Genomic DNA, 12,913 nt, shown 5'->3' with positions numbered 1-12,913 from the left:
GGTGATCTCCTTATTTCGTAATATTACCGTCAGCATCGCGTTTAACTTGCATGCCTGATACCGGGATGTATCCCAGGTCTACGACATCGGATTTTTGGATTTCATCAGACAGAATGTAATCCAGGAATGCTTTTACATGCTCTTTTGGCTCACCTTTGGTGTACATATGCTCGTAAGCCCATACTGGATATTTACCTTGCTCTACATTTTCCACGTTAGCTTCAACACCATCGTATTTCAATGCTGTTACTGTGTTGTCGATGTAGGACAGGGCGAGGTAACCAATAGCACCCGGTGTTTCAGCAATCAGCTTTTTCACAGTACCGGAGGAATCTTCCTGAATGGAGCCTGGCAGATCTTCCGTTTTTTGTCCCAAAGCGTATTTTTCAAACGTTGCACGAGTACCGGAGCTGCTTGGACGGTTTACGATAACGATTTTTTGATCTGCGCCACCAACTTGCTTCCAGTTGGTAATTTTACCTGTGAAAATTTGTACCAATTGATCTTTCTTCAAATCTGCTACGCCTACTTTAGGATTCGCTACTGCTGACATAGCTACAACAGCTACTTGGTGATCGACCAGTTCATCTGCACCGCTCTCCAATTTTTCTTTTGCAAACACATCGGAGTTACCGATATCCGCTTGTCCGCCAGAAACTTGAGTCAAGCCAGTACCGCTACCGCCGCCCTGCACTTGAACCGCAATTCCTTTATATTTATCTACAGCCATAAATTTTTGTCCCGCTTGCTCTACCAATGGTTGAAGTGCAGTGGAGCCAACAGCCAGAATGTTACCTGTCAGTTCAGTAGCTGCTTTATTGTCTGTTCCTGTAGCAGCGTCTCCTTGTGGTGCAGCATTGTTAGCTGATCCACAAGCTGCAAGTGCAAATACCATGGTAAGAGTCATCAGAATGAACGGCCATTTTTTCAACATTTTTTATTGTCCTCCCCTTATTTAAGTGACGGTTTTTTATTTATGACCATCAACACTTTTACATTGTAGGCTTGGAATGTTAGATGAACGACTTGGTTTTGTAAAAGAAATATTAAATATTGATAGATAATTTGTTTTTCAGTATATAATTAATCTATAGTCTATTTTTTATACATGAATGCCATGTAAGGAGAACTGTTCAAGTCCATGAATATTTTAAAATTGCGCATTTTAATGATGATCGATAAATTTCACAAGGCGACGGATGTGGCCGAAGCCTTGCAAATTAAACAGCCTACCGTCAGCTTTCATATGAAAAGTCTGGAAAAGGAACTGGGAGTCTCCCTGTTCATCTCCCAACAAGGAAGAATTATGCTGACCGAAGCTGGCAAAAAACTGCTGCCTTACGCAAAGCAGATGGTTGCTCTGGAGCAAGAAGCAAGACAAACCGTGAATGAACTGGCAGAGCAGTCGCAGGGACAATTACATCTCGGCGCCGAGTCCATCTCGGGCACGTATGTACTCCCCTCTATGATTGCTACATTTGCTCAACAATATCCCGAATGCCAAATTCGGCTAGACATTCAATCCCCGGATAAAGTCAGACAGCTGCTAAAGCAAGGGGAGATTGATTTTGCTTTTTTGAATGACGGAGAGTATTCTTCCGTGCATACGGTGGTAGAGCCTGTCGCTTCGGATCGAATTGGAGTTATCAGGTCTATGTCTGTGCAGCATATCTCCAAGCTAACGGATGTTTTGGGCACTGAAATGCTGGACAAGCATAGATGGGTTAGATATAGCGGAACATCTGTTGCAGATCCGTACTCCTCGCTGATCAAGCCCCACCTGGAAATGAATTCATGGGAGGCGGTAAAGCAGGTGGTAAGCGACGGAGAAGCACTTGCTTTCTTTCCTGCCTGTGGCGTTCTTCGCAACGATGGCAGTGACGTTCCGTCGGTCGAGTGGCTTCCATGGACTGATGCTGAAGGGAAGAATGAACGTTATCACATAAATATACTGTATCAAAGCGATACTAACCTCAGCATGATCCAACAGGCATTTCTGGATTTTACACGGATAGGAGGTCTGGAGGATAGAGAAGTTTAGAGAACATAAAAAAAGAGCATCCATGTCATAAGTGACTTGAATGCTCTCTCTACCGTACCTAAAAGATACAGCCTGTCTGTTATTATGAATAAGCTGGAGCTACGCTTGTGCAGGAACACAGCTAATTTTAATCAGGTTCGTAGAACCAGAAGCACCGAGCGGTATACCTGCGGTAATAACAACCAAATCGCCCTCTTTAACGAGACCGGATTTGTGACCGCCTTCCAGTGCGTTCTCGATCAGTTTGTCCGTCGTGTCTACGACAGGTCTGCCTTGTACTGCATGTACTCCCCAGATCAGAGCCAAGCGGCGAACTGTTCTTTCCTGCGTTGTCACAGCAATAATCGGAGCTTGTGGACGATATTTGGAAATCATACGTGCCGTTGTTCCGCTTTGTGTGGACGTCAGGATGGCTTTGGCATGCAGATCCAGCGCAGAAATGGAAACGGATTGGCTGATCGCTTCCGTAATACTAACTTCCTGAGCCGTTCTTTGTTTTTTGAACAAATCACGGTAGTTCAGAGCGGATTCTGCTTTCTCTGCAATACGGGACATCGTCAATACCGATTCTACCGGATATTTACCCGCAGCTGTTTCGCCGGACAGCATAATGGCATCTGTCCCATCAAAAATGGCATTCGCTACGTCACTCGCTTCCGCACGGGTCGGACGCGGGTTACGTTGCATGGAATCCAGCATTTGTGTCGCGGTAATAACCGGCTTGCCAGCAACATTACACTTGGTAATCATCAATTTTTGTGCCAATGGCACTTCTTCAGCAGGAATTTCGACACCGAGGTCACCACGGGCAACCATCAGGCCATCGGAAGCTTCCAAAATTTCGTCCAAATTGTCGACACCTTGCTGATTTTCGATTTTGGAAATAATTTGAATGTGACTTGCATTATGCTTCGCCAGCAATTCACGAATTTCCAGTACGTCACTCGCTTTACGAACAAAAGAAGCTGCGATGAAATCAACGTCCTGCTCAATACCGAAAGTGATGTCGTTAGCATCCTTTTCTGTAATGCCTGGCAAGGAAATGTTCACGCCGGGAACATTAACGCCTTTTTTGCTCTTGATCGTTCCGCCATTGACAATGCGGCATTTGATTTCACTGCCTGATACCTCAATAACGGTGAGTCCGATCAGACCGTCGTCGATCAGAATGGTGGAGCCGGGCTCCACGTCCGAAGGAAGATCCTGATACGTAATTGAAATACGATCTTTGTTACCCAGGATTTCTTCCGTTGTCAGTGTAATATACTCGTCCTGAACAAGCTCAATAGGTTCAACTTCGAGCTTTCCTGTCCGAATTTCCGGCCCCTTCGTATCGAGCAAAATAGCAACGTTTTTGTTAAGCTCCTTACAAGCTTGGCGGATATTTTTGATCCGGTTGCCATGCTCCTCGAAATCACCGTGAGAGAAATTCAGGCGGGCTACGTTCATACCAGCCAAAATCAATTTCTTCACATTTTCCAATGACTCACTGGAAGGACCGATGGTACATACAATCTTAGTTTTGCGCATTTGGGTTTTCCTCCGTTTTCAAAGGTGCTACTTTATAACTTTTTCCAACAATTAAATCTACTACACTTTTTCCTATTTGTATAGGAAGTTCGTCATATTTATTGTTACCCGTTTCCAGCTTATTACAACATGGGATCTATTGCCGAAGTTTTCAAAAAGGTATATTGGCCTATTTTTCGAAACTTTTGATACCGATCTTCCCTCAATTCGTCGCAACTCATATTCAAAAGGTCGGCCAAATGGCGTTCCAGAGACTCCTTGATAGCGGCAGCGGTTACTTCATAGTTACGATGCGCGCCCCCCTTCGGCTCTGGCACGATATCCTCAATGATCTTCATCCGCAGGAGGTCATTCGCCGTAATCTTCATGGCCTCGGCAGCCTGATCCGCCTTGGAGGCATCCTTCCACAGAATCGAGGCCGCTCCGTTAGGAGAAATGGCCGAGTAGATGGCATGCTCCAGCATCAGCACACGGTTGCCGACGGCAAACGCAAGCGCACCGCCGCTTCCTCCCTCGCCGATGATCACACAAATAACAGGCACCGAAAGCTTTGCCATCTCCCGCAAATTGCGGGCAATCGCTTCCGATTGACCTCTCTCCTCTGCTGTATTACCCGGATAAGCGCCCTTCGTATCAATAAATGTAATGATTGGGCGATTGAATTTGTCAGCCTGCTGCATTAGACGCAAGCCTTTACGGAATCCCTCCGGGTGCGCGCTCCCGAAAAACCGCGCAATGTTATCCTTCGTATCCTTGCCACGTTGCTGCCCAATGACAGTTACCGGAATACCATTCAACTTGGCAATTCCACCCACGACCGCAAGATCGTCGCCATACAGGCGGTCGCCGTGCAGTTCAATAAAGTCCGTAAACACCTGCCCAATCAAATCAAGCGACGTTGGTCGCTGATGATGACGAGCCACGTGCATTTTTTGCGGTGCTGAAATGTTTGTATATATTTCTTCCTCCATCTGGAGATAGCGTTCCTCCAGACGGTTAATTTCATCGGTAAAATCAATTTGCTTATCCTGTCCGAATTGCTTGAGTTCTTCGATCTTCTGTCGCATCTCGACCAGGGGCTTTTCATAAGGCAATTCGCCAGCCATCTATTCCACCTCTTTCGTGCTGTGCAAATCGAGCAGTTGGCCAAGTGTATCGCGCAGTTCCTTGCGATGTACAACCATATCCAATTGTCCGTGCTGCAAATTAAATTCGGAGGTTTGAAAATCGTCCGGTAGCTTCTGTCGGATCGTCTGTTCGATCACGATACGTCCGGCAAAACCGAACACTGCTCCCGGTTCCGCGATGTTAATATCTCCAAGCGTAGCAAAGCTAGCGGATACTCCACCTGTAGTCGGATCGGTGATAACGGAAATATAGAGCAAGCCCTGCTCGTCCATACGAGCGAGTGCTGCACTGGTTTTGGCCATCTGCATCAGGCTCAAAATACTTTCCTGCATACGCGCCCCACCAGATGTGGAGAAAATAATAAGTGGAAGACGCTTGTCTATCGCCTGCTCAATGGCGCGGGTAATTTTCTCCCCGACGACCGACCCCATGCTGCCGGTAAAAAAGTCAAAGCTCATCACTGCAACAACAGCCGGAAGCCCATGAATGAGCCCATCGCCCGTAATGACAGCTTCTCGCAAACCGGATTTCAGCGTCTGCTGCTCCAGCTTGCTTGCATAACCTGGAAAACCTAGCGGATCAACCGAAATCATATCGGCATCATATTCCGTAAATGTATCTTCATCGAGCACCATGCGAATACGATCCATAGCATTAAGACGCATATGGTATCCACAAACCGGGCACACCTTCAGATTTTTTTCCAACTCTTTACTGTATTGAATGCTTCCGCATTTGCCACATTTGGTCATAAGACCTTCGGGAATTTCCCGTTTGGGACGATCCGGCATGTCCGCTTGATCGCCGCTCAGCGCCCGTTCCGAAGGGATGGTCGCGTATTTACGCTTCTTTTGGAATAAATCTTTAAACACAACTACACCTCTCCAGCCGTTTATTTGTCAGCCGTAACCGATACAAGGTCCTCTGCCGTCTGTGCGGCATCTCTTAGCATTATGTTTATACACACGTCAACGCCTGTTTTGCAAAACATTACCGCCAATCGTGCATCCTTCGTTCCACTCATGCTGCTGTATCACTTCCGCCGTTCCGGACTCAAGGGCGCAAAATCGAATTAAGCACTTCCTGTATTTCTTCGACTTCACCCGAAGGCACAAGTATCTCAAACTGCTGCTTGGACGCGCTGATGGCCCGGGCCTGCACCATAAAACCTTCTTCCGACAGTTTGAGCTTAATCATGTCAGCCAGTCTGGCCGTCGGTGCAATATAGATCACCGTCCACATGCCTTGTTTCTACCCCCTAAGCCTCAAGTTTTGAGCCCATATAATAGACTCATGATAACATACCTTACTTTTTTCCCGCAACAAAAGCCCTTCTGCTCGGTCAAGATCGGTCAGAGGGCCCAGAAAATCATTGACTCTGTCGTGCAGGTGAATCAAGTTTCCAATGACACGGGGTATTGCTTGGCATGAGGACTGCGATGAGCAATGCGCGAAGAAGCGGCAGCTGCCAATCCGGCGACCAGATCGTCCAGAAATACATGAATACCGCTGCCTTTACGGTTTAGCTGTTCAATGATTCCCGTCTTTTCTTTATCCAGATAACCAAAACTGGTCAAGCCAATCATACCATACACGCTCGTAATCCCGAGGGCCAGTGTCTCGTCCACTCCGTACAGGGGTTCATCTGCCTCCATAATGGCTTGCAGCGGCTGGGGAAGAAGTTTTTTTTCGGCCAGCTCATCAAGCGCAATACCCGTGAACAGCGTATACTGCACTTCCCGCTTCTGCAAAACTGCCTTTACGCTGTCCACACATTCTTCAATGGTCAAATGAGGGTAATATTTTAGCTGAAGCTGAAAAACAATGTCCGCTATGGACTCGATACTAATCCCTCTGCGAATTAACAGGGTTTCCGCGTATTCATAGGACATGATTTCCCTCCCGCCTTCACCATACAGTTCTGTCTTCCAGCTTGCGGAACCTTATAATGTTGGATAAGTGCTGATGCTCCTGTTCCGCCAGTGTTCCAAGTGTATGCGGGAGGGAAGGAAAATGTTCATTATTTAACTTTCACCGTGCCTGCACCCAGCATGGACTCCATCCGGTCGAAAAGCTGAGGCGAAGGCTTGATGCTGTAAGCATCACTCAACGCCAGCAAACGCTGGCTGCTCTCATAAAAGAGTACGGTAGGCAACGCACCGGGATGCTCCTGTAGCAGCGCCTTGAGGCTGACCAGCAAGCTGGCGTCCTCCTCGGCCTGGCGGGTGATTTTGACAAACACCCGCTGACGGGCTGTCGGCTCCGAACCACGCGGAGCCGAGGCTTGTTCGCCGGGAGCCGCTTCCGTGACGTGCGGCGAAATGCCCGTGGCCGGGCGAGCCGCCGCAGCGGGCGGGACCGCTGGCGCCGTAGTCGGCTGCGCAGGCGCCCCGGCTGCCGACGGCCTCGACGGCACGCGCGGCGCTCGTCCGCCGCCAGCGGCAGAGCCAGCCGCGGCGGACGAACGCGCTCCAGCACGTCGGCGCTGGAGAAGCCGCGCCAGCGAATCCTCCGCCAGCGGGGCGGCCTCGTCCGCAAGGAGCTTGAAATGCTCGTCCTGGTGCTGCATTTTGGCACGAAACGCAAGCAGCGCTCCCTTTTCAATCCACTGGTGGCTTCGCTTCCACACTTCGGGAAATAAAACAACCTCGCAGCGCTCAATCTGATCCTCCAGCTCGATAAAGGCCATAGCCTTCCCCTGCTTGGTCGTAATCGTCTTGAGCGACACAACCATACCTGCGGTCACAACAACCGCTTCATCCGGCACATCGCCCAATTCCATCAGACGCTCCGCATCGGTGCTTTCCAGCAACGTCTCAAAATCATCCAGCGGATGCCCGGACAGATACAGTCCCAACAGCTCACGTTCCAGGTCTAACTGCTGACCCACACTGAATTTCGGAACTTCGGGATATTCGATATCCCAATTGGGCATTTCCACAAAACCGAACATATCAATTTGCAAATCGTCACGTTCCTTGCGCCATTTGACCGCCGCATCCACCGTTTCATCCAGCATGGCAAGCAGTTGTGCCCGATGACCCGGCAACGAGTCAAACGCCCCTGCCTGAATGAGCGATTCGATCACTCGCTTATTGCATACCCTCAAATCCACGCGACGACAAAAGTCGAGCAGGCTGTCGAAAGGACGCTCCTTGCGAACGGCGAGAATACTTTCCATCGCCTGCGTGCCGACATTTTTAATCGCGGCCAGCCCAAAGCGGATATTACCCTGCTGCAATGGGGTAAACAGCACCCCGCTTTCATTCACATCAGGCGGCAGAACCGCCATATCCATACGACGGCATTCGACGACATATTCTGCCACTTTGCGGTGGCTACCCATCACTGCTGTCAGCATGGAAGCCATAAACTGCACCGGATAATGGGCTTTAAGATACGCCGTCTGGAACGCCAGTACACCATAAGCAGCCGCATGTGCACGCGGAAATCCATAGTCTGCAAAACGGACAATCATATCGTAGACCCTTCCGGCTTCCTCTTCCGTGTAGCCCTGCTTGACACTGCCCTCCACAAAATGGCCACGCTCAAGGTCCAGCACTTTGCGTTTTTTCTTGGACACGGCGCGGCGGAGCAAATCCGCTTCTCCCAAGGAAAAGCCCGCCATGCGCGAAGCAATCTGCATAATTTGCTCCTGATACACGATAATGCCGTACGTATCCTTCAGGATGGGTTCCAGATCAGGATGCGGATAATGAACCTCAATCTCCCCGTGCTTGGCCTGAATAAAGTTAGGAATGAAGCCCATTGGACCCGGACGATACAAGGCCAATACAGAAATAATATCCTCGAACACACTTGGCTTTAGATCCTTTAGCACCCGACGTACCCCTGCCGACTCCAACTGGAATACACCGCCTGTGTCGCCTTTGCCCAGCATGTCATAGGTAAGTGAGTCATTGTCGGGAATGCGGCTAAAATCAGGCGTCTCCCCATGTTCTTCGGTAATCCAACGCATACAGCGTTCAATAATAGAAAGGGTGCGCAGCCCAAGAAAATCCATTTTCAGCAAACCGATCCGCTCCAGATTTTCCATTGAGTATTGCGTCAGGGGAACCCCTTCACTCCCCTCTTGAAGCGGAACTGCATCAGTCAGCGGAGTCCGCGAAATGACGACACCCGCCGCATGGGTCGAAGCATGACGTGGCATGCCCTCTACTTTAATCGCCATATCCAGCAGCTCACGCGTCTTGGGCTTGGTTTCATACAGCGTCTTCAGCTCCGGGGTGATCTCAAGCGCATGACGGATATTAATCCCGAGCTGCGCAGGAATCAGCTTGGCCGCCTTGTCCACCTCGCCATACGGCACGTTCAACGCACGCCCAACGTCACGCACTGCGGCTCTTGCCGCCAGCGTTCCGAAGGTAATAATTTGCGCTACATGCTCGTTGCCGTACTTCTGCACCACATAGTCAATAACCTCATCCCGTCGTTCATCGCTGAAATCAATATCTATATCCGGCATGCTGATCCGTTCAGGATTCAGAAACCGTTCAAACAGCAGGTTATATTTCATCGGATCAACATTCGTGATATTAAGTACATAAGCGACCAGACTGCCCGCCGAGGAACCCCGTCCCGGGCCGGTAGCAATATGATGCTTATGAGCGAAAGCGATAAAATCCCACACGATCAGAAAATAATCACTGAATCCCATGCTGTCAATCGTGGTGAGCTCATAACTGAGCCGCTGTTCCAGCCTTTCCCGTTGCTCCGGTTGTCCCCACGCCAGATCACTCCCATAACGACGCTCCAGCCCTTGCACACACAAACTGCGCAGATAGGTCGAAGGAGTCATGCCTTCCGGCAGCGGACGATATTCTGGCAAAATAGATTGCCCAAATTCCAGCTCCAGTTCACACTTTTCAGCAATACGCACCGTATTATCGATCGCTTCCGCCACATGCGGGAACAAGCGGGCCATGTCCTCCTGGCTTTTCAGGAACAACTGACGTGTCGGTATGCGCAAGCGTTCCTCGTCGTCGACCGTCTTGCCTGTCCCAATACAGATCAGAACGTCTTGTACATCTGCATCCGGCTCGGTCAGATAATGCACGTCATTGGTGGCTACCAGCGGAATATCCAACTCCTTCGCCAAAGCGATCAGAAGAGGATTTACGCGCTTTTGCTCCGACAGACCGTGATCCTGAAGCTCCAGATAAAAATCATCACCAAAAATGTTGCGATAGCGTTCCGCTGCCCGTCGTGCTTCGGCTTCCCGGCCATGCAGCAAATGCTGCGGCACTTCACCGCCTAAACATGCGCTCAAGCATATGATGCCTTCATGATGAGCAGCCAGCGCTTCCATGTCGATGCGCGGCTTGTAGTGAAAGCCCTCCAAATGGCCGATAGAGCACAGCTTCATCAGATTTTGATAGCCTGTTTTATTTTTGGCGAGCAAAATTAAATGATATATGGGCTGATCCTTCCGGCTGCCGCGCTCCTTGCGCGAGCCTGCCGTCATATAGGCCTCACACCCGATAATCGGCTTAATGCCGTTCTCCACACACGCTCTGTAAAAAGGAATGGCACCATACATCACCCCGTGATCCGTAAGGGCAAGTGCCTTCATTCCGTAAGCTGATGCCTGTTTGACCAACTCCGCGGTACGAGCCGCGCCGTCCAGCAGGCTGTACTCGCTGTGAACATGCAAATGCACAAATGAACTCATGCGCTTCTCTTCCTTTCACCGCTTGTTTTTCTTCAAACTATTTTATCATATCCGCGTTGGTAGCGCCCATACAATAAAAGTACAGACCCGGGCGGACAAGCGCGGTCCTGATTCGTACACCTTAAAGGAGGAAAAGAGCATGAGCACTTTTATATCCAAAGCGATTCTCGACTTCTTCATTGCCTTCGGCATCGTGCTCGGGGGAGCCATGCTCGGCGGAATGGGAGCTGTGGTATCGCTTCAGCCGCCTACCCAGACGATGCTGGAGGTTGCCGGGAGAATTAAAATATGGGCGCTTGCCGCCGCTGTAGGGGGAACGATGGACCCGATCAGGGTCATTGAAAGCAATATGCTGGATGGTAATTTGTCGCCTGCCATTAAGCAGATATTGTATTTGATTTTCGCCTTTTTAGGCGCTCATATGGGTGCAGAGCTGGTCAAGTGGGTGTGCGGCAACGGACGGCCGTGAGGTGAAACGACCATGAGAGTACCCCCCTTTGAGCGCCTGCGCCCTTTTATGCAATTATCCTCCGTCTTCGTGCTGGGTATGATTACCGGGGCAATGGTCTACAATGCCATTTGGCACGCCAGCTTCAACGAGCTGTGGACGAACAATCAGGACCTGCAATTCCAGCTCCAGCAAGCGCAGGAGGACAATAGAACCCTGCGCAAATACAGCAAACGCCAGACTGTTGTGAAAGAAATCAAATTAATCGCAGAAGAAACCTCGGCCGAAAAAATTGACTCTATTAATCTGAAGGAGCTTCTTCGCCGCGTCAGCCGGGATTTGGAGGTACTGCGAGGCCGGGACATGTTCGAGATTGATTCCGACAGCAAGCTGGTACGCATGCTGCTTCACCAAAAAAAATACACCGTTCGTGACAAGGAGTATACGATCCAGGTCAAAACGATGCTTGTAATGGAAGGTGTGCTGCAAATTTGGCTGGAGGCAAAAGAAAGACTTCCAGAAAGTCATTGAGCTGCTCTACTCCGACTCCACTTACTACACACATATGGAAATTAACCGTGTTCAATGGAGTGGAGCGTCATCACCGCTTTGCATACCAATTGATTTTCCCGTGAAATTGTAATTTCCAGCTTGCAGGTGCGGCGGCTCATTTCCAGCAACAATGGACGAAGGACTATGGCATCCTCAATCTGTACGGGGCGGATAAAATAGGTCGTTAGATTGTCCAGCACATAATCCTTTCCGCTCATGTCTCTGGCCACCCGGTAGCCCGCTTGTGTCATCACATTGACCAGCACGCCTTCTGAAATGGTACCCAGATTGGTCGCCATCTGAGGAATGACGAAGCCCCGAAAAAATAATGATCCGTCCTCATCACGCTCCTCTGCAAATCCGTTCCAAATGAGCTGGTCGAACGTCTCGCCAAGCTGTGGCTGCTTTTGGGCGTTGCGCAGTGCGTCCAGTACCTCCCGCCGGGTAACGGAACCCAGCAGCTTGCGGTTGCGGTCAACGACCGGTAAATAATCCACACCTTCCCACGCCATCATCTGCGCAGCCGAAGCGAGCGAGGTCTGGTAGGTCACTGTTACGGGATTGCGGATCAGGCATTTGTCCATCGTATGCTCGGGCTGCAGTCCCTCCACATCCTTGCGGCTGACGATACCGATCAGGCGGTTCCATTCATCCACCACCGCAAAATGGTGATTTCCAGTCGTCACCGAAAGCTCTTCAAATTCGGTAAGGGTACTGTTGATTTTCAAGGTCTGCGTCTTCGGTTTACCTGCCGCGATGTCTTCAATCAGCATAATCTTCTTTTTGATCAAGCGGTCGAAAATCGCTCTATTAATCATAGAGGCCACCGTAAAGGTATCGTGACGCGAAGAAATGATCGGCAAACTGATCTGGTCCGCCAGTTGCTTAACCTCCCGGCTCGTACCGAAGCCGCCTGTAATCAGCACGCCTGCTCCCTGCTCTAGCGCAAGGGAATGTGCATCCTCACGGTTACCAACGATCAGCAAGCTGCCTGCATCAATGTATCGGGCCATAGCCTCTTCACGCATCGCTCCAATGACATATTTGTGCAAGGGCTTTTCCAGCCCCTCGCTTCCTCCCAGCACATGTCCCTCCACAATATTCACGACATCGGCAAAGGTCAGCTGCTCGGACAACCCCCGTGGGCGCTTTTCTACCCGCACCGTCCCGATCCGTTCCTTGGTAATGACAATTCCCAGGTTCTCCGCTTCCTTCACGGCTCGGTAGGCCGTTCCTTCGCTGACACTCATTTCTTTAGCCAACCTGCGCACAGAAATTTTGGAGCCTATTTTCAACTGCTCGATATGACGCAATAGCTGCTCATGCTTCGTAACTGCTTCATCTAGCCCATCCAACTCTGTTACACCCCCAACGTTCAATCTGTATCATTCTGTATCTATTATAGCACAAAACCCCATCTTTTTAGACCCTCGTTAATCACGACATATCAGAGCCGGAAATAGCAAAAAAGCGATCTCCTTGTTACAGAGACCGCTTCTTAACTATCACGGATCGGCAGCAT

11 protein-coding genes are annotated in these 12,913 nt (G+C 49.9%); 3 read left to right on the top strand and 8 right to left on the bottom strand.

What is annotated here, in order from left to right:
• Positions 1-10: 10 nt before the first annotated feature.
• Positions 11-934, bottom strand: coding sequence for a phosphate ABC transporter substrate-binding protein (locus C1I60_RS14825; protein WP_137062438.1), 924 nt, complete (start codon positions 932-934; stop codon positions 11-13).
• Between the two features lie 207 nt (positions 935-1,141).
• Between C1I60_RS14825 and C1I60_RS14820 the strand changes: the two genes are divergently transcribed.
• The gene (locus tag C1I60_RS14820) at positions 1,142-2,041 is read left to right on the top strand and encodes a LysR family transcriptional regulator (RefSeq protein ID WP_137062437.1); all 900 of its coding nucleotides are present in this window, start codon (positions 1,142-1,144) and stop codon (positions 2,039-2,041) included.
• 99 nt (positions 2,042-2,140) lie between these two features.
• Here the strand turns inward: C1I60_RS14820 and pyk are convergent, their stop codons facing one another.
• From pyk to C1I60_RS14790, 6 genes are all read right to left on the bottom strand, one after another.
• Positions 2,141-3,571 carry a pyruvate kinase gene (gene pyk / locus C1I60_RS14815; RefSeq protein WP_137062436.1) on the bottom strand — a complete coding sequence of 477 codons (1,431 nt, stop codon included), beginning with the start codon at positions 3,569-3,571 and terminating at the stop codon, positions 2,141-2,143.
• A 122-nt stretch (positions 3,572-3,693) separates the two neighbouring features.
• A complete protein-coding gene (locus C1I60_RS14810; protein WP_137062435.1) occupies positions 3,694-4,677 on the bottom strand; it encodes an acetyl-CoA carboxylase carboxyltransferase subunit alpha in 984 nt (327 codons plus the stop codon).
• A complete protein-coding gene (gene accD, locus C1I60_RS14805; protein WP_137062434.1) occupies positions 4,678-5,571 on the bottom strand; it encodes an acetyl-CoA carboxylase, carboxyltransferase subunit beta in 894 nt (297 codons plus the stop codon). It lies immediately after the preceding gene.
• Positions 5,572-5,752: 181 nt separating this feature from the next.
• On the bottom strand, positions 5,753-5,941 hold the full coding sequence (locus C1I60_RS14800; protein ID WP_013309585.1) for a hypothetical protein: 189 nt from the start codon (positions 5,939-5,941) through the stop codon (positions 5,753-5,755).
• A 152-nt stretch (positions 5,942-6,093) separates the two neighbouring features.
• Positions 6,094-6,591: a phosphatidylglycerophosphatase A family protein gene (locus C1I60_RS14795; protein ID WP_137062433.1), complete on the bottom strand. Its 498-nt coding sequence runs from the start codon at positions 6,589-6,591 to the stop codon at positions 6,094-6,096.
• A 128-nt stretch (positions 6,592-6,719) separates the two neighbouring features.
• Positions 6,720-10,391: a DNA polymerase III subunit alpha gene (locus C1I60_RS14790; RefSeq protein WP_137062432.1), complete on the bottom strand. Its 3,672-nt coding sequence runs from the start codon at positions 10,389-10,391 to the stop codon at positions 6,720-6,722.
• Between the two features lie 139 nt (positions 10,392-10,530).
• Here C1I60_RS14790 and C1I60_RS14785 point away from each other — a divergent pair, with 139 nt between their 5' ends.
• Positions 10,531-10,860 (top strand): YtrH family sporulation protein, encoded by a 330-nt coding sequence (locus tag C1I60_RS14785; protein ID WP_013309582.1) that lies wholly within the window; start codon positions 10,531-10,533, stop codon positions 10,858-10,860.
• Positions 10,861-10,872: 12 nt separating this feature from the next.
• A complete protein-coding gene (locus tag C1I60_RS14780; protein ID WP_137062431.1) occupies positions 10,873-11,370 on the top strand; it encodes a sporulation membrane protein YtrI in 498 nt (165 codons plus the stop codon).
• Between the two features lie 41 nt (positions 11,371-11,411).
• On the opposite strand, the gene C1I60_RS14775 is transcribed toward C1I60_RS14780, so the two are convergent.
• Positions 11,412-12,746 (bottom strand): DRTGG domain-containing protein, encoded by a 1,335-nt coding sequence (locus C1I60_RS14775; RefSeq protein ID WP_137062430.1) that lies wholly within the window; start codon positions 12,744-12,746, stop codon positions 11,412-11,414.
• Positions 12,747-12,913: the final 167 nt, after the last annotated feature.

The organism is Paenibacillus terrae (genome assembly GCF_005217525.1).
GTDB classification, from domain to species: Bacteria; Bacillota; Bacilli; order Paenibacillales; family Paenibacillaceae; genus Paenibacillus; species Paenibacillus terrae_C.
The sequence above is the reverse complement of the archived record's forward strand: the minus strand, read 5'-3'. Positions and strand labels throughout refer to the sequence as shown.

What these genes read in the sequence shown, in the direction of transcription:
- C1I60_RS14825 (WP_137062438.1), bottom strand. Translation starts at nt 934, where the DNA reads ATGTTGAAAAAATGGCCGTTCATTCTGATGACTCTTACCATGGTATTT.
- C1I60_RS14820 (WP_137062437.1), top strand. Translation starts at nt 1,142, where the DNA reads ATGAATATTTTAAAATTGCGCATTTTAATGATGATCGATAAATTTCAC.
- pyk (WP_137062436.1), bottom strand. Translation starts at nt 3,571, where the DNA reads ATGCGCAAAACTAAGATTGTATGTACCATCGGTCCTTCCAGTGAGTCA.
- C1I60_RS14810 (WP_137062435.1), bottom strand. Translation starts at nt 4,677, where the DNA reads ATGGCTGGCGAATTGCCTTATGAAAAGCCCCTGGTCGAGATGCGACAG.
- C1I60_RS14800 (WP_013309585.1), bottom strand. Translation starts at nt 5,941, where the DNA reads ATGTGGACGGTGATCTATATTGCACCGACGGCCAGACTGGCTGACATG.
- C1I60_RS14795 (WP_137062433.1), bottom strand. Translation starts at nt 6,591, where the DNA reads ATGTCCTATGAATACGCGGAAACCCTGTTAATTCGCAGAGGGATTAGT.
- C1I60_RS14790 (WP_137062432.1), bottom strand. Translation starts at nt 10,391, where the DNA reads ATGAGTTCATTTGTGCATTTGCATGTTCACAGCGAGTACAGCCTGCTG.
- C1I60_RS14785 (WP_013309582.1), top strand. Translation starts at nt 10,531, where the DNA reads ATGAGCACTTTTATATCCAAAGCGATTCTCGACTTCTTCATTGCCTTC.
- C1I60_RS14780 (WP_137062431.1), top strand. Translation starts at nt 10,873, where the DNA reads ATGAGAGTACCCCCCTTTGAGCGCCTGCGCCCTTTTATGCAATTATCC.